The organism is Gimibacter soli, assembly GCF_028463845.1.
GTDB lineage: Bacteria > Pseudomonadota > Alphaproteobacteria > Sphingomonadales > Kordiimonadaceae > Gimibacter > Gimibacter soli.
In genome coordinates, this window is record NZ_CP116805.1 from 1 (window position 1) to 17,876 (window position 17,876).

The window sequence follows — 17,876 nt, forward strand, 5'->3', positions numbered from 1 at the left end:
TTCAGTCCCGACGTCCGACATCAAGTGTCGAACCGGACCACCGTCCGCATCTCCCTTCCAAATCACAATGTCAAAGAGCGAAGTAGGCCTGACCGAAAATTTCAGTCTGTCAAACAGATCCTCTGTTTTGGGCAGGCTTTGTACCGGACCGGACATTTCGTCAGCGTGCGGCAGGGCGACTTGTATATGGCGACTGGCGTCACCGTGTCAAGCGTGATTTGCATCACATTCGCCATCCGAGCAGTTTGGCATTCCTTCAGGCGTCTTGGCGTCTCCGCCGCGTCGCCGTCAGAGCAGCGCGCCCCGTCGGTGGAGCGGTTTCTAGGGGGATGACCGGTCAAAGGCAAGGGCTTTTTTCCGGAAAATCGGTTTTTTTGGTCGTCGATCTACATAACCTATATATTTCAACAAGTTAATTCATCGTCTACTTCCAAGAAGGCCCGGAGACACCGTTTTCCGCATGGCAGCCCTGTTGCCCTATATAGATAAAGACGATATGAAAGCTTCAACGGGGGCGCCGGGGGAATCAGCGGCGTCGATATTAGTTATAAGGATACGCGGACGCATGCTGGGGAAGTGGCACCGCCTTCAGGCGCGCCTGAGCACTATTACGGGTTTCTCGGGGGGAGATTCGGCAAAGCGCACGCAGCATATGATGCTGTTTGGAACCGCGCTCGCCGGTGGCCTTGCCCTCACACTGCTTATGGGCGGCACGAATGAAGCCCCAACGCCCGCGCCCGAAGAGGCTGCCGTATCGCTGCTTGCGGACAGCGCCGCAGCCGACTACCAGCCCGAATCGCTGCTTCCTGCCGAACCCGTCGAGGAAGCCTTCCATCTGAAATCCGGTGAAACACTGACCGAGCTGTTCGCCCGCGCCGGGATCGAGCGCGGCGAAGCGCATGCCGCTGTTGCAGCCCTGCGCCCCGTGATCGACCTGCGCCGCCTGAAAACCGGCCAGGATGTCCGCCTGATTCGCGCGAGCGGAGAGAAGGGCCGCATTGAAAGCCTGCGCATGCGCGCGGCCTTTGACCGCGAAGCCGTGCTGACCCGTACCGACGAAGGCCTGAAGGCTGAAGCTGCCGACCTGCCGACCGTCGCGCTCACCCATTATGCCGAAGGGCATATCGAAGACAGCCTCTATCTGTCTGCCAAGCGGGCCGGCCTGCCGGACAAGGTCATCGTCGATATGATTCGCCTGATGAGCTTCGATGTGGACTTCGAACGCGACATCCGCGAGGGCGATGCCTTTGAAATCTATTTCGAGCGCCGCTATTCGCCCGTCTTCGGCGATACCGACGAAGGCAATATCCTGCGCGCCAAGCTCGTCACCCGCCGCACCACGCTTGAGGCCAATCGCTTCGTGCATGCCGACGGTGAAGCCGACTATTATGATTCGGAAGGCAAGAGCACGCGCAAGAGCATCATGCTGACGCCGGTGGACGGCGCCCGCCTGACCTCCAAGTTCGGGCGTCGCAAGCATCCGGTGCTCGGCTATACGAAAATGCACAAGGGCCTCGACTTCGGCGCGCCGCGCGGTACACCCGTGATGGCGGCCGGCGACGGCATTGTCGAAAAGGCAGGCCCCTACAGCAGCTATGGCAATTATATCCGCATCCGTCACGGCGACAGCCACTACAAGACGGCCTATGCCCACCTCAACGGCTTCGCCAAGGGTGTGAAGGCCGGGGCGCGGGTACGCCAGGGCCAGATCATCGGTTATGTCGGCACCACCGGCCGCTCGACCGGGCCGCACCTTCACTATGAGATCCTCGCCGGCAACACGCAGGTCAATCCGCTTGGCATCAAGCTACCAACGGGTCGCAAGCTGAAGGGTCAGGAAATGCTGGCCTTCCAGGAGAACCGCGAGCTGATGCTGGCTGACATCGGGCAGATTCGCACCGTGAACACGGTGCTGCTGGCCGAAGCCACCGATGCCCCCGAGCAGGAAAATGCCGAAGCGCCGGTCATGGCCGGTCGCCGCTGATCCGACTGCCTGCATCCGCCTGTCCTTCCATCGTATCAGGATAACGAGGTCCCGTTCCCATGCGCAGCACCGCCTATATATATAAGTCTGTCCTTGCAGCTTGCGGCGCGGGTGTCCTGATGGCGAGCATGCCGGCAACCGCAGACGATGCCACGGCCGCCCTTGCTGCCTTCCGCGCCTGCACGAATATCAGCGATGACACGTCGCGACTCGCCTGTTTCGACAAGGCGGCCGGTGCCGGCGGCCTTGCCGCTGCCGAGCGCGCCCTTGCTGACGCCCGTGCAGCCCAAGTCGAGGCGGCTGCCGCGAAGGCGGAAGCCGAACGCAAGCGCCGCGAGGCAGAAGCAGAAGCAGCAACCCTTGCCGCCAAGGCAGCCGAGAAGAAGGCCGCTGATGCGATGTCCTTCGGTGCCGACCGGGACCGCGCCGATGCCGATGAGATAACGGCAACGGTAACCCGCATTGTGGCCACACCGGTCGGTCGGGTCCTCTTCTATCTCGATAACGGCACGATCTGGGAGCAGACCGACACGAAAGCGGTCCGCGAGAACCGGATTCTCAACACCAGTGTGATCGTCAAGCGTGCAGCCCTGGGTGGATTCGTCCTCACCATATCGGACCTCGGGATCGTGCACCGAGTGAAGCGTCGCCGCTGACGGGCAACGCTTCGCGCGCCCATCCCGCCCCACACAAAACCCAGCGTTTCTGCGGCTTCACTAGTTGCCGCAACCCCCGCCGCTCACCCATAGTTTATATCTGTTGCAGGAAAAACACACCATCGTGTTAATCCGAAGTTAACGCCCTCCCGAATGTGAAAGTTTTCTGTCAACTCGCGACAGAATCTGGCTAGAGCTAGGGGGCGGATAAAATTTTCCGCCATTCCGAGTGCTTGGAAAGCAATAATAGAGAGGAAACGCAGAGTGTCTAAGGAACTCTTGAACCTGCGCCGCGCCGCCCTTCTGGGTAGCGCTGCTACGCTTCTCGCTTCGTCCTTCACGGGCGTCGCAGTTGCACAAGACCAATCCGGTGACGACGAGTTCGTCATCGAAGAAGTGATCGTAACCGGCTCGCTGATTCGCAACCCGAACCTCGTTCGTTCGGCTCCGGTTGCCGTGGTCTCGACCGACGAGATGACCTTCCAGCAAACCAACGTTGCCGAAGAAATCCTTCGCGAGATCCCGGGCATGGTCCCGTCGATCGGCTCGAACGTGAACAACGGTAACGGCGGCTTCTCGTACGTCAACCTGCGCGGTATCGGCTCGAACCGTAACATCGTTCTGATCGACGGCCAGCGTCTGTCCCCGTCGGAACTGAACGGTCGTTTCGACCTTAACAACGTTCCGCTCGCTCTCGTTGAGCGCGTTGACGTGCTGACCGGCGGTGCTTCGACCACCTACGGTGCTGACGCCCTCGGCGGCGTGGTCAACTTCGTGACCAAGCGCGACTTCAATGGCGTTGAAATGAACGCTGCTTACGGCGTCACCGAAGAAGGCGACGGCGACACCAAGCGTTTCGAAGTCACCATGGGTACTGACCTCGGCGACGGCAAAGGTAATGCCGTTGTGAGCATCGGCTACCAGGACTCGAAGCCGGTTTACCAGGGCGACCGCGCCTATTCCGAGTGCTCGCTCGGTTCGGGCAATGGTCTCTGCGGCGGTTCGGGCCTCGGGCCGTTCAACACCCGCTTTGGTAACGTGAACCCGACCGGCACCGACGGCGGCAACCTGGCGCTTGGTGGCGTTCAGGACGACCGTACCTTCGGCGCGGCCTTCACGCCCTTCAACTTCAACCCGTTCAACGTCTATCAGACCCCGTTTGAGCGCTACAACATCTATGCTGCAGCGAACTACGAGATCGCTGAGGGCGTAGAAGTTTACACCCGTGGTATCTTCTCGCGTAACGTTGTCGAGACCATCATTGCTCCTTCGGGCGCATTCGGTGACTCGGTAACTGTTTCGCTCAGCCACCCCTACCTGTCGGACGCTCAGCGTAACGCATTCTGCGCCTTCGACACCCAGGCTGGCGCCGGCTACACCCCGCTCTTCACGCAAGCAGAGTGCGATGCAGCTGCAACCGCAACCAGCCAGAGCGACCCGAACTACCGTGAAGTCGACACCCAGCTGCGTCGTCGTAACGTAGAAGGCGGCCCGCGTATTTCCGAATACTCGGCTGACTACTTCGATTACCAACTCGGCTTCCGTGGCGACATCACCGAGAGCATCAGCTGGGATGTCTTCGGCTCGTACGGCGAAAGCCGTCAGTCGCAGCTCCAGCAGGGCTACTGGCTGAAGTCGCGCTTCCGTCAAGGCCTGCTTGCTGGTCCGGACGGCTGCTTCGACGCGTCGAATGGTTGCGTACCGGTAGACTTCTTCGGTCCGACCGGCTCGATCAACGAAGAAATGACTGCCTTCCTGCAAGGCGGCGAGTCGACCGTTGTCACCAAGTTTGACATGGCTCAGGTTAAGGGCGTTGTCAGCGGTGAAACCGGCTGGACCCTGCCGTGGGCTTCGGAAGCTGTTAACTTCGCAGTTGGTGGCGAATACCGTAAGTACACTGGTGCCCAGAAGTCTGACCTCCTCTCCAAAGGTGGTGACCTCGGTGGTGCTGGCGGTGCAGCTCCGGACATCTCCGGTGGCTACAGCGTTTACGAAGGTGTTGCGGAATTCGTAGTTCCGGTTGTGAGCGACGCTTCGTGGGCCAAATCGCTGAACTTCGAAGCTGGTATCCGTTATTCGGACTATTCGATCGACGCCGATACCAACCCGTCGTTCTCGACCACGACCTGGAAACTGGGCACGAGCTGGACGCCGGTTGATGACCTCACCTTCCGCGCTACCTTCGCTCGCGCAGTTCGCGCTCCGAACATTGCCGAACTGTTCGCTCCGGTAACCACCAACCTGACCAACCTCGGCGACGATCCGTGCGCCTCGGTTGACGATAACGGCCAAGTGGTCAACTCCGGCCCGACTGGCGTTGTCCGCGACGTCTGTATCGCTCAGGGCGCTCCGGCAGGTGCAATCGGCGCCATTCCGTTCCCGGCAGCTGGCCAAGCCAACTACACGGGCGGTGGCAACATCGACCTGACCCCGGAGAAATCGGACAGCTGGACGCTTGGTGCGATCATCCAGCCGGCTGCTGTTCCGGGCCTGACGGTCACCATCGACTACTACAACATCAAGGTTAAGGAAGCGATCGCTCAGCCGACTCCGAACGACGCTCTTGACGCTTGCTTCGACAATCCGTCGACTTCCAACCCGGCTTGCCTTGCCATCGTTCGTTCGCCGATCGACGGTAGCCTCTCGGGTGACGAAGCAGTTGTAAAAGGTCTGCCGCTGACCTACTCGAACTCGGGTAACCTCGCTACCGACGGTATCGACGTGACCGTTTCGTACGGCCACACCTTCGGTGCGGTTGACTGGAACTCGACCTTCGCTGGTAACTGGACCAACAGCTCGACCTTCGAGGCCGTGACTGGTGTTTCGGGTCAGCGCGAGTGCGTGGGCCTCTACAGCGCGAACTGCGCCTCGATCCAGCCGAAGTTCAGCTGGAACTGGCGTAACACCTTCTCGGTGGACAAGTTCGACGTTTCGGTCATGTGGCGCCATATCGATGGCAACGCCTACGAGTTCGAAGGCGACCTGTTTGAAGGCGAGCTGCCGAACAACCTCGGCTACGCTAACTTCAACAAGATCGGTTCGTACGACTACTTCGACCTCTCGGTCCGCTACAACGTTCTCGAGAACGTTTCGATCACCGGCACCGTGTCGAACCTGTTCGACAAAGAGCCGCCGATCGTTGGTAACGACACCGGTTCGACCTCGTACAACAGCGGTAACACCTACCCGTCGACCTACGACGCTCTGGGCCGCCGCTACGGCATCTCGGCTAAAGTTACCTTCTAATTCAGGTAACCAGTCTGGAATATGGAAGGCGGGCCTGCGGGCCCGCCTTTCTTTTTGGGTAAATTCGGCTTTGATGCGCCAATGCACAGCCAAGCATCAGCGCACACCACAAGGTGCGCGCCGCGCAATCAAGCTTCAGATGGTTTGGATCAGATAAGTGCCGACGGCAGTGTCAGCGGCACGCCAGCATTCTTTGCCACCGCTGCTGCCCAGACGGTGACTTTCTCGATCTCGTCCGCATGCAGCGCCTCACCACTTTCGCGTTCGCTTGCGCGTTCATCGGCGCCGAACGCTGTATCCGACTTGGAATGCCGGTTGAAAACAGGCCCTTCCACAATCTCTTTCACAGCTTCTGCCCCGAGCGGCACCTGGAAAAGAGCCGCAAGCGCCGTCATCGCCTTGTCGGGCGATGCCACAAGCGTTTCGCTATCAAGCGTGCGGACACGCGCGCCAAATTGCCGGCTCATGCCCACAAACAAGGCCTGCTGGGCAAGCCAGCCGACAGCCGCTGCCTGCAGATCGGTGAGGCCCAGATAGTCTTCACCCTGGAACCCCAGCTGGATAAGCCCGTCACGAAGCTGCTTGACCATCAGGTCCCGCACCCAGAGGCGGCCCCACATGCCTTTGCGGGCGATCGACGCCAGAAAGACCGGCAACGGTGCATGCAGGAGCAAGGCATGGGCCTCAGGCAGAAGTTTCAGCATCAGGGGCGCATAGCCGTTGATCAGGTTCGACGGCTTCACAACCAATGTCTCGCCGGGCTCGAACGGGCGGGCCAGAAGCCGCAGGGCATCCGTCATCACGGCCACGATCTGTTCAGGCCGTGCGCCCCGGTTTTTCCAGCCGGCGATATCGTTGAAGATAACGGGTTCTTTCAGCCCCATCGACAGACCCGGCAGGTCGAACGCGCGTGCCAGCAGTGTCGAGCAACAGAACGCCGAATGGAAAATGAAATGCATGGGAGCCGCGGCCCCCTGTGCTGCCACAGCTTCGCGGCGCGCGACAGGCTTCGGGCTCTTCGCACCTTTCAGATACTCGTCTGTCAGGAACACGGCGGCGCGGTGATCATCGCGCGAGGCCGGGATATAATGCACGGCATCGCGGTTCGGATCATAGCGGTGCGGCCACCAGTCCGGATTGCTGGCTATCGTGCTCGTCACATCGTGTCCCTTTGCTGCGGCTTTTCCCGACCCTTCTGTCTCTAACGTTCCTGCCGGCCAAGGGGAAGTCAAGTTCTGGCCAATGCGACACTTTTACGTCTTGAGTTTTGCCCATCGTTCGGCGAAGCCTAGTGGAAGCTGCCGCTAAACGAGGATTTGCCATGAGCCAACTTTCAGCCACCGCCGCCACCCATCTGCGGTCCGCGGCCGACGCACGGGCGAGCGGCAATCCGATCCTCGAGCTGCAGCATATCGAAGCGGCGCTGAAGGATGCCCCCGGCCACCCGGCTGTGCTCAACAGCCGTGGTATCCGTGCCCTTGCAGACCGGGAATTCAGGCTGGCCGCCGATTGCTTCCGGCAGGCTGCCGAGACGGATAGCGGCGCCCCCGCCCTGTGGCTCAACCTTGCCACCGCTGCCCGTGGCCTCAAAGACACCAAGCTGGAACTGGAAGCGCTCGACCACATTCTGAAGATCGATCAGGCGGACCTGATGGCGAACATCCGCCGCGCCGAGGTGCACGAGATTCTGGGCGAGACAAGCCAGACGTTGCGCTTCTGGTCACAGGCCATTGCCATTGGAGGGGCAATCCCCTCGCCCTCCCCTATGGTGCAGGAACTGTTGCAGCATGGCCGGCGATTTGTTGCCGCCCAGCAGTCCCGGCTTACCGACCGGCTGGACAACCGCTTCCGCGAGATGGCGACCGGACAGGGCATTGCCGCGTCACGTCGCATGCAGGCAGCGGTGGATGTCGCGCTCGGGCGCCGGCGGGTCTATCACAATGAATGTCACGGCCTGCACTTCCCCTTCCTGCCCGAGGACGAGTTTTTCGAGCGGCATCATTTCCCCTGGATGGCAGAAATCGAACGGCACACGCCAGCGATCCGCGCGGAACTGGAAAAGCTGCTGACCGAAGGCATGCCCGGCGCCCGCCCCTACGTGCGGATGGACCCCGGTACGCCCCGCAACAAATGGAGCGATCTCGACAATTCAGAGCGCTGGAACGCCTATTTCCTGTGGCATCATGGCACAAGGGTGGAAGAGGCCTGCGCGCGCTGCCCCGCGACGGCAGCCGCCCTTGATGCCGTTCCCCGATCTACCATCCCGGGCCGCGCACCAACGGCCTTCTTCTCGCTTCTCGCGCCGAAATCCAAAATCCCGCCGCATACCGGTGTCACCAACACGCGGGCGATCGTCCACCTGCCCCTGATCGTTCCGTCCGGCTGCGCTTTCCGCGTCGGCGGTGAAACACGGCCATGGATCGAGGGGGAAGCTTTCGCCTTTGACGACACAATCGAGCATGAGGCCTGGAACGACAGCGACGAGCTGCGCGCGGTGCTCATTTTCGATGTGTGGAACCCGCACCTGACGACAGACGAGCAGGCCCTGCTGAGCGCTTTCTTTGAGGAAGGCGCAGCCCTTGGTATTAGCACTGTTGTAGAGGGTTAAAACGCGAGCTTCAGCCCGCCAGCGCCTCGCGCTGCAGGATGCCGTTCATGCGGGTGGCCGCTTCATCGATGGCTTGTCGCAGCGCAAATTCGCCCAGCGGCCGGACAAGGCAATGCACTGTCGCGTCACCGATCTGCACGCAGGTGTCACCGGCCCCATCGCGCGGCTCCACGATCAGTACGAAACCGACCCGCTGGTTCAGCGCGCGGGCACGTTCGATCAGCTCCAGCCCGGTCATGTCGCCGAGCTGCTCGGCAACCACAAGGACATCGACCTTGTCGGCGCCGAGGATGGCCATCGCTTCGCTGCCTGCTTCCACCATCTTGAGCTGATAGCGATTGGCAATGCGCTGGATCGGCCGACCGAAATCGGCCACTTCCATCGCCGCCAGCACGTTGGGCTGGCCGGCCCGTAGTGCCAGCATCGCGGCCTCACCCAAAATGGCGGGGGCGGTATGATCCACTTCCACGCCGTCAATGGCTACCTTCGTGCCCATCGTATCAAGGAAGGCCCAGCATTTGCCGCTGAGCCGATCGAGCCGTACCTTGCGACCGAGCGACAGATAATTCTGGGCAATGATCCGCTCCAGGAGATCCGATCCGACGGAAAGATGATCGCGCGGGTCGGCTTCCACAAAGGTTGCGCCCTGCCCCAGCAACAGCGTCTCGCCCGTCGCGTCATCGCGGACCGGCAGGAGGCACCATTCGGCATCCTTGTGGCGGTGGCCGTATAGATAGCGGCTCTGGCGCACCACGCCGATCTTCTGCTCGAAACAGGGCAGCAGAATCTGTATCTGCAGTTTCTTGATTGCTTCGGGGAAGATCAGGGCTATCGATTTGCCTGTCAGATCAACGCCTGCGACCTCGCTGATACTTTTGCCGCACCGGTCATAAATGATGTCATCGCCAACCCGTCTGAAAACGGCTTCAGCACCTTTGAATTTTGGAAATAAATCCTGAAAAGCGGATAAAGGCGGCAGGTCTTCGTCTGCCTTTGCAGACTGCCAATAGGATAGCAATTCATTGGATGCCGGATGCTTCATCTATGGTTCGCCTGATCGTTTACTTAGGGTGCCTGTTCAACCTGTCCGTGTCAAGTTTTGTGCCTCGCTATGTCAATACCCACAATTTATTGTGATTCGTGACAGGATGATGACAAAGGGCCGGGTGAAATTACACCCGGCCCTTTTATGAGTTATAGCTGCGCGCTCAGGCGGCAGCGCTGGCTGCGGCCTCCTCGGGTGTCAGCGCAAGGGCACCATCGCCCGCATCCACCTTCACCCGGTCGCCCGGCTTGACCTCGCCCTTCAGGAGCGCTTCGGCGAGCGGGTCCTGCAGATATTTCTGCACAGTGCGTTTCAATGGGCGGGCGCCGTACACAGGGTCATAGCCTGTCGCTGCCAGCCAGTCACGCGCATCGACCGAAAGGTCGAGCGTGATCTTGCGCTCGTCCAGAAGCTTCTGCAGGCGCGCCACCTGGATATCGACGATGCCGCCCATATTGTCGCGGCCAAGTCGGTGGAACAGCACGATCTCATCGAGACGGTTCAGGAATTCGGGGCGGAAGGCACCGCGCACCACTTCCATCACACCGTCCCGTACGCTTTCCACTTCCTCGCCTTCGCCGAGCCCCGCAATCAGGTGCGAGCCGAGGTTGGAGGTGAGGATGATCAGTGTGTTGGTGAAATCGACCGTCCGACCCTGACCATCGGTCAGGCGGCCGTCATCCAGCACCTGCAACAGCACGTTGAAGACATCGGGGTGAGCCTTTTCGACCTCGTCAAACAGCACGACCTGATAAGGCCGGCGCCGCACGGCTTCGGTCAGCACGCCGCCTTCTTCGTAGCCGACATAGCCCGGAGGAGCACCGATGAGGCGCGATACGGCATGCTTCTCCATGAATTCGGACATATCGATACGGACCATCGCTGTGTCGTCATCAAAGAGGAAACCCGCCAGTGCCTTCGTCAGTTCGGTTTTGCCAACGCCCGTCGGCCCCAGGAACAGGAAGCTGCCAAGCGGCCGGTTCGGGTCCTGCAGGCCGGCCCGCGCGCGGCGGACCGAGCGGGAAACAGCGGCCACAGCCTCGGCCTGGCCGATCACCCGGCGGCCGATCTCGTCTTCCATGCGCAGGAGCTTGTCGCGCTCGCCTTCCAGCATCTTGTCAACCGGTACACCGGTCCAGCGGGAAACGACACCGGCGATATCCTGCGCCGTCACCTCTTCGCGCAGCATGGCGCTTTCGTTGACGGTTGCGGCTTCCTGCAGGCGTGCTTCAAGGCCGGGGATCACCCCGTGCTGCAACTCGCCCGCACGGCCGAAATCACCCCGGCGCTGGGCTTGCTCGAGCTCCAGCCGGGCAGCTTCCAGCTTTTCCTTGATCTGGGTTTCGCCGTGGATCTTGTCACGCTCGGCCTGCCAGCGCACCGTCAGTTCGGCCGATTTCTGTTCAAGGTCCGCCAGTTCCTTTTCCAGCTGCTCCAGCCGGGTTTTGGACCCTTCGTCCTTTTCCTTTTTCAGCGCTTCGCGTTCGATCTTCAGCTGGATGATGCGGCGGTCGAGCTCGTCGATTTCCTCGGGCTTCGATTCCGTTTCCATGCGCAGTCGGCTCGCAGCCTCGTCCATCAGGTCAATGGCTTTATCCGGCAGGAAGCGGTCGGTGATATAGCGGTTGGAAAGCTGGGCCGCCGAGACAAGCGCGCCATCGGTGATGCGCACGCCGTGGTGCAGCTCGTACTTTTCCTTCAGGCCGCGCAGGATCGAGATCGTGTCCTCAACGGTCGGCTCGCCCACAAACACAGGCTGGAAACGCCGCTCGAGCGCTGCGTCCTTTTCCACATATTTGCGGTATTCATTGAGTGTCGTGGCACCGATGCAATGCAGCTCACCGCGTGCTAGTGCAGGCTTCAGAAGGTTCGAGGCGTCCATGGCCCCGTCCGTCTTGCCGGCCCCCACCAGCGTGTGCATCTCGTCGATGAACAGCACAACATCGCCTTCGCCGGCAGCCACTTCCTGCAGCACGCCCTTGAGGCGTTCCTCGAACTCGCCGCGATATTTGGCACCGGCAATGAGCGCACCCATGTCGAGCGCCATGATCTTCTTGTTCCGAAGGCTATCCGGGACGTCCCCATTGGCGATGCGGAGGGCGAGGCCTTCGGCAATCGCGGTTTTACCCACGCCCGGTTCGCCAATCAGCACCGGGTTATTCTTGGTGCGGCGGGACAGGACCTGGATGGTGCGGCGGATTTCTTCGTCGCGGCCGATCACGGGGTCCAGTTTGCCCGAGCGTGCCCGCTCCGTCAGGTCCTGCGCGAAGCGCTTCAGCGCGTCGTAGCGGTCCTCGGCGGAGGCGGTGTCGGCCGTGCGGCCCTTGCGGATATTGTTGATAGCCGTATTCAGCGCCTGCGGGGTAACCCCGGCAGCGGCCAGAATACGGGCACTTTCGGCCTTCGATGTCATCAGGAGGGCAAGGAGCATGCGTTCGGCAGTGACGAACTTGTCGCCCGCCTTCTCGGCCACTTCCTCGGCCTTGGCAAAGACCTGTGCGGTCGCAGGATCAAGATGCAGTTGCCCTGCCCCGGTGCCTTCCACGCGCGGCAGTTTCGCCAGCGTCTCTTCCGTATCCTTCAGCGCCTGTTCCGGCTTGCCGCCAGCGGCCCGGATGAGGCCGGCAGCCAGGCCTTCCTTGTCATCAAGCAGCACCTTCAGGATATGCTCGGGCGTGAAACGCTGATGGTTTTCACGCAGCGCCAGCGATTGGGCGCTCTGGATAAAGCCGCGGGTGCGGTCGGTATATTGTTCGATATTCATGTGTCATCAACCCCATGTCCGTGCGCGTCCTTCATCAGAAGCAACGTCACTTGTTGAAATTGCTGGCCGCCCTCTTCGAGGCACAGCCGGGCTTGTCCATGATGTGGGGTAGAATAGCACAGACGACAAGACCCGGGAGCGAGTGAAATTGTCGCAGCCTACATCAGCCTGAATGCAAAAGGCCGCCCCGCGGTTACGGAACGGCCTTTTGCTGATGCTTCTGGTGCTGGCCTCAGGCGGCCTCGCCACCTTCGCTCGGCGTATCGCCTGATGTGCGCGGACGGCGCGGCGCACGCGGACGGCGCGGCTTAACTTCGCGCAGCGCCCCGCCTTCGAACTCGAGCTCGGGGTGCACTTCCACGGGCTGATCGCTGTCCGAAGGGTCGGCGGCGCGGCGGCGGCCACGCGGTGCGGCAGGTGCCAGCGGCAGTTCGCCTTCGTTACCAGCGCCTTCATCGTTGCCGCGATTGCCAGCAGTGTCATCGTCGCTGCCGTTGTCGCCGTTTGCGTCATCCTGCTGGCGCCCGCCACGACCGCGACCACGGCCACGACCACGGCGTCCGCGGTCCCGGCGATCGTCGTTGTCGGACTGCTGCTGACCCTGGCCTTCGCCCTCGCCTTCGCTGTCGCCGTCGTCATCGTCGTCGGACGAGACGTCGTCGCCATCCTGGTCGGCATCATCGTCATAGAAACGATCCGGCCCGCGCAGTTCGTTCAGGACGCGCTGATAGTGATCGGCAAACTGGAAATAATATTCAGCCTGCACGCGGTCGCCGGCCTGCATGGCCTCACGTGCGAGGTTCTTGTATTTCTCAAGATGCTGCTTGGGATTACCCCGCACCCGCACGTCGACGCGATTGCCGGGGCTATTGCCGCCATTCTTCGCCCCACCCTTGTTACGAGACGAGGAGCGCGCGCGGGATTTCCGCGAATTTTGTGGTTGTTTCATGCGAAATCACTGTTAACGATTTTCAGAAATAACGTCTTCGCGGCGCCTTTAAGCGCCCTTGGTTCCGATATCGTCAAATCCAATTGTCGGAAGTGTCCTGAGACTTGCGGCCCTCTTTCATCCCGCATGTCTGGCGAAGACAGGGCCACCCTAGCGCCTCAGGCCCGGCATTCCAAGGCCAATTTACCGATTTCTCGCTTTTTTTGCCGCCACCACGCGGTCAATCCCGGCGAGATCCTGCCGGATGCGGATATCAGTCAGCCCGGCGGCAGCAAAAAGCCCTGCCACATCACGCGCCTGCCCCTCGCCGACCTCAACGGCCAGCAGCCCGTCATCTGCGAGCCGCGCCGGCGCCCCGCTTGCGATGATGCGATAGGCCGCAAGGCCATCCGGGCCACTTGTCAGCGCGGTATAGGGCTCAAAGTCCCGCACGTCCTTCATCAGGCCCACGACGTCGGCCTCGCCGATATAGGGCGGGTTCGAAAGGATGGCGTCAAAGCCACCTTCGGGTACAGCCACAGAAGCGAACCAGTCAGACTTCACGAGCGTCGCGCGCCCGGCGAGCCTGAGGTGCGCGGCATTGTGCCCGGCCACTGCAAGTGCGGCGTCGCTAATATCAGCGCCGGTGCCAAGGGTGCGGGGCCGTTCATGCAGCAGGCTCAGGAGAATGCAGCCGCTGCCGGTGCCAAGGTCAAGAACGGTACGCGCCGCATCCGGCGGCAGGTGTGCCAGCGCCGTTTCCACCAGCGTTTCGGTATCGGGCCGCGGGATCAGCGTGGCGGGCGTGACCGTGAAATCGAGACCCCAGAATTCCTGGGTGCCTACGATATAGGCCACAGGCTCCCCCGTTTGCCGCCGTGCGATGAAAGCCTCGAACCGGGCTGCACTTGCGGCATCCGGCGCTTCGCGAGCGTCCATCACAAGGCGCGATTTGGTCCAGCCCGTAGCGGCAAGGAACAGACGTTCGGCATCGATCCCGGCGCAGTCGCCTGCCACACCGGCAAGGGCGGCAGCAGCATCGCGCACCAGTTCGAACGCCGGCTTACTCAAAGGGCTGCCTCCATGGCGGACAGGCGCGCAGCCTGATCTTCGCCGATCAGGGCATCGATCACTTCGCCAAGCGCATCGCCTGATAGCACGAGCTCGAGCTTGTGGAGCGTGAGACCGATCCGGTGATCGGTCACCCGGCCTTGCGGGAAATTGTAGGTGCGGATGCGTTCGGACCGATCACCCGATCCGACCTGGGCGGCACGGGCATCCGAGCGCTCCTTGGCGGCCTTTTCGCGTTCCAGATCATAAAGCCGGGCGCGCAGGATCTTCATCGCCTTGTCGCGGTTCTTGTGCTGCGACTTTTCCGACTGCGTCACCACAATGCCGGTCGGCAAGTGGGTGATGCGCACGGCGGAATCGGTCGTGTTGACGTGCTGGCCACCGGCACCCGACGAACGCATAGTATCGATCCGGATATCCTGCTCGCGGATTTCGATATCCACATCCTCGGCTTCCGGCAGCACAGCCACGGTCGCGGCGGAGGTATGGATACGCCCGCCCGATTCCGTCACCGGTACACGCTGCACGCGGTGCACACCGGATTCAAACTTGAACTTGGCGAACACGCCCTTGCCCGAAACACTGGCAATCACTTCCTTGAAGCCGCCAACCTCGGCTTGCGATGCTGAGATCATCTCGACCTTCCAGCCCTGCAGGGACGCGTAGCGTTCGTACATGCGGTAAAGGTCGCCCGCGAACAGGGCAGCTTCATCGCCGCCAGTGCCTGCACGGATTTCAAGGATGGCGGAACGCTCGTCGGCAGAATCCTTGGGCAGAAGCTCGATCGACAGATCATGCTCCATATCCGGCAAGCGGTCCTTCAGGGCAACAAGCTCTTCTTCCGCGAGCTCGCGCATCTCGGCGTCACCGGATTTCAGCATGTCCTTCAGGTCGACAAGCTCCAGCCGCGCGGCCTTCACCGCCCTGGCTGCGTCCACGACGGGGCCAAGGTCGGCATACTCTTTCGAAAGCTTCACGAACTCGGCGGATGAATGCGCCGACGGGTCACCCAACTGGTGGGCGAGATAATCATAGCGGACCAGAAGCTGCTCGATCCGCTCGTCGCTGATCGTCGCCATACCTCAGGCCTCCAGTGATGCCGCAAGCTCGGCGAGTGCGATCTCGCGCTGGTCGCCGCTGTCGAGGTCTTTCACAACCGCCACGCCCTTCTCAAGCTCGCTATCGCCAAGGATCACCGCATAACGGGCATTGGCCTTGGCAGCACGGGTGAGGCGCTTGCCGAGGTTGCCGGAACGGTCCTGCGTGACCAGATGGCCGGCATCGCGCAGGGCTTCGGCCACAACAAAAGCCTTCACCGTGGCGGCGTCCCCCATCGGCAGCACGATAGTGCTGCGCGGGGTGCCGGGGTCTTGCGCCAGCAGCATCGACAGGCGCTCGATCCCGCCGGCCCAGCCGATCCCTGCCGTTGCAGGGCCGCCAAGCTGGGCGATAAGGCCGTCATAGCGACCACCCGCCAGCACCGTGCCCTGCGCACCGAGCTGCGAGGTCACGAACTCGAACGCCGTGTGGGTATAATAATCAAGGCCACGCACAAGGCGCTCGTCATGCACATAGGGCACGCCAACGGCTTCGAGGCCGGCTTTCACTCGGTTGAAGAAATCGAGCGAGGCTTCGTTCAGGAACTGCGACATATTGGGGGCATCCGCTACCAGCACGCGGTCGCCCTCGTCCTTGCTGTCCAGAATGCGCAAGGGGTTCGTCGTCAGGCGGCGCTGGCTGTCTTCGGAAAGCTTGTCCTTGTGCGCGCTGAAATAGGTGACGAGAGCGTCGCGGTATGCCGCGCGGCTTTCAACGTCACCGAGCGTATTCAGGTGCAGCACCACGTCTTTCGAAATGCCAAGCGTTTTGAGGATGCGCCAGGCGAGGGCCAGCATGTCAACGTCAGCTTCGGGATCAGCAGGCCCCAGAAGCTCGGCATTGATCTGGTGGAACTGGCGGTAGCGGCCCTTCTGCGGGCGCTCGTACCGGAACACGGGGCCATGGCTCATCAGGCGGCACGGCAGGTTCTGCTGCATGCCGTTCGAGATGAAAGCGCGGCAGACGCCCGCCGTGAATTCGGGGCGCAGGGTCACTTCCTCGCCGCCACGGTCGGTGAAGGTGTACATCTCCTTGGAGACGATATCGGAGGCATCCCCCAAGGGGCGTTTGAACACTTCGGTGAATTCGAAAATCGGAGTGGCGAGGTCTTCAAAGCCATAGGCAAGGCCGACCTTGCGGAAGGTGTCGATCACCTTCTGCATGCGCCGCATGTCTTCGCCAAAAAGGTCGCGCGTGCCCCGCGCCGGTTGCAGTTTGGACACTGGTCTGATCCTTGAAAGAATAGCTATTCGGCAGCTTTGGCTGCCGCGTCGATTTCGGCCGCCTTGGCCTCGACAAGCTCGACAATATGGTCAACGAGCCGGTCATCGGTGATCTTGTGGTCGGTGACGCCCGACAGATAAACCATATGGTTGCCCTGCCCGCCGCCGGTGAGGCCGATATCGGTCTCCCGCGCTTCGCCGGGGCCGTTCACCACACAGCCGATGATCGACAGACTGAGGGGCGTATGGATATGCGCAAGGCGTTCTTCCAGCAGTTCCACCGTCTTGATTACCGGGAAAGCCTGCCGCGCACAGGACGGGCAGGAAACGATGCGCACACCGCGGTGGCGCAGGCCCAGCGACTTCAGGATTTCGAAGCCGGCTTTGACTTCCTCGACCGGTTCCGCCGACAGCGAAACGCGGATCGTGTCACCGATCCCGGCCCAGAGGAGCGAACCGATGCCGATGGCGGACTTGACCGTACCACCGCGCAGGCCGCCGGCTTCGGTGATGCCGAGGTGCAGCGGATAATCGCAAGCGTCGGCGAGGCCGTAATAGGAGGCAACCGCGAGGAATACGTCCGAGGCCTTCACGCTGATCTTGAATTCGCGGAAGTCGTTGTCCTCAAGGATACGGGCATGCTCGAGCGCACTTTCGACCAGCGCTTCGGGGCACGGCTCGCCGTATTTCTCAAGGAGGTGACGTTCGAGCGAGCCGCCGTTCACGCCGATCCGCATCGAGCAGCCGTTTGCCTTGGCGGCGCGAACGACCTCCTTCACGCGCTCGGCAGAGCCGATGTTGCCGGGGTTGATGCGCAAGCACGCGGCACCGGCGTCAGCCGCTTCTAGGGCGCGCTTATAATGGAAATGGATATCGGCGATGATCGGCACACCCGCCTCGCGGCAGATTTCCGGCATCGCGGCGGTGCTGGCCTCATCGGGGCAGGAAACGCGCACGAGATCGGCGCCGGCTTCCACCGCCTTGTGGATCTGTTCGATCGTCGCCTTGGCGTCGGAGGTCAGCGTGTTCGTCATCGTCTGCACGGCAATCGGCGCGTCGCCACCGACCGGCACGTTGCCGACCATGATCTGGCGCGATTTGCGGCGGCTGATGTCTCTCCACGGACGGATGCTCATGTCCGGCTTCCTCGTACTGCGCTGAAAGGACGGGACGGCCACAGCAAAGGGCTCGTCACCTCGCGCCTATACATGATGAAGCACGGGCCGCAACGCAAGAAGAATCACGGAAATCTT

Annotated in this window: 12 protein-coding genes; 4 read left to right on the top strand and 8 right to left on the bottom strand. The window is 61.6% G+C overall.

Going from position 1 to position 17,876, the window contains the following annotated elements; all coding sequences use genetic code 11:
* The first annotated feature begins 565 nt into the window (after positions 1-565).
* From PH603_RS00005 to PH603_RS00015, 3 genes are all read left to right on the top strand, one after another.
* Positions 566-1,984, top strand: coding sequence for a M23 family metallopeptidase (locus PH603_RS00005; RefSeq protein ID WP_289503857.1), 1,419 nt, complete (start codon positions 566-568; stop codon positions 1,982-1,984).
* 59 nt (positions 1,985-2,043) lie between these two features.
* Positions 2,044-2,640, top strand: coding sequence for a hypothetical protein (locus tag PH603_RS00010; RefSeq protein WP_289503858.1), 597 nt, complete (start codon positions 2,044-2,046; stop codon positions 2,638-2,640).
* Between the two features lie 264 nt (positions 2,641-2,904).
* Positions 2,905-5,886, top strand: a complete 2,982-nt coding sequence (locus tag PH603_RS00015) for a TonB-dependent receptor domain-containing protein (protein ID WP_289503859.1) — start codon at positions 2,905-2,907, stop codon at positions 5,884-5,886.
* A gap of 149 nt (positions 5,887-6,035) precedes the next feature.
* Here PH603_RS00015 and PH603_RS00020 read toward each other — a convergent pair whose 3' ends face one another.
* Entirely contained in the window at positions 6,036-7,046 is a 1,011-nt protein-coding gene (locus PH603_RS00020) for a hypothetical protein (protein WP_289503860.1), read from the bottom strand.
* Between the two features lie 161 nt (positions 7,047-7,207).
* Here PH603_RS00020 and PH603_RS00025 point away from each other — a divergent pair, with 161 nt between their 5' ends.
* The gene (locus PH603_RS00025; RefSeq protein ID WP_289503861.1) at positions 7,208-8,494 is read left to right on the top strand and encodes an aspartyl/asparaginyl beta-hydroxylase domain-containing protein; all 1,287 of its coding nucleotides are present in this window, start codon (positions 7,208-7,210) and stop codon (positions 8,492-8,494) included.
* A 10-nt stretch (positions 8,495-8,504) separates the two neighbouring features.
* Here the strand turns inward: PH603_RS00025 and PH603_RS00030 are convergent, their stop codons facing one another.
* The 7 genes from PH603_RS00030 to ispG form a co-directional block, all read right to left on the bottom strand.
* Positions 8,505-9,536 carry a hypothetical protein gene (locus PH603_RS00030; RefSeq protein WP_289503862.1) on the bottom strand — a complete coding sequence of 344 codons (1,032 nt, stop codon included), beginning with the start codon at positions 9,534-9,536 and terminating at the stop codon, positions 8,505-8,507.
* 166 nt (positions 9,537-9,702) lie between these two features.
* Positions 9,703-12,303 (bottom strand): ATP-dependent chaperone ClpB, encoded by a 2,601-nt coding sequence (clpB, locus tag PH603_RS00035; RefSeq protein WP_289503863.1) that lies wholly within the window; start codon positions 12,301-12,303, stop codon positions 9,703-9,705.
* A gap of 232 nt (positions 12,304-12,535) precedes the next feature.
* Positions 12,536-13,252 (bottom strand): DUF4167 domain-containing protein, encoded by a 717-nt coding sequence (locus PH603_RS00040; protein ID WP_289503864.1) that lies wholly within the window; start codon positions 13,250-13,252, stop codon positions 12,536-12,538.
* 183 nt (positions 13,253-13,435) lie between these two features.
* On the bottom strand, positions 13,436-14,302 hold the full coding sequence (gene prmC / locus PH603_RS00045) for a peptide chain release factor N(5)-glutamine methyltransferase (protein ID WP_289503865.1): 867 nt from the start codon (positions 14,300-14,302) through the stop codon (positions 13,436-13,438).
* A complete protein-coding gene (gene prfA, locus PH603_RS00050; protein WP_289503866.1) occupies positions 14,299-15,381 on the bottom strand; it encodes a peptide chain release factor 1 in 1,083 nt (360 codons plus the stop codon). The genes prmC and prfA overlap by 4 nt, the downstream gene beginning before the upstream one ends.
* Positions 15,382-15,384: 3 nt before the next feature.
* A complete protein-coding gene (hisS, locus tag PH603_RS00055; protein WP_289503867.1) occupies positions 15,385-16,623 on the bottom strand; it encodes a histidine--tRNA ligase in 1,239 nt (412 codons plus the stop codon).
* A gap of 23 nt (positions 16,624-16,646) precedes the next feature.
* The gene (gene ispG / locus PH603_RS00060; protein WP_289503868.1) at positions 16,647-17,759 is read right to left on the bottom strand and encodes a flavodoxin-dependent (E)-4-hydroxy-3-methylbut-2-enyl-diphosphate synthase; all 1,113 of its coding nucleotides are present in this window, start codon (positions 17,757-17,759) and stop codon (positions 16,647-16,649) included.
* Positions 17,760-17,876: the final 117 nt, after the last annotated feature.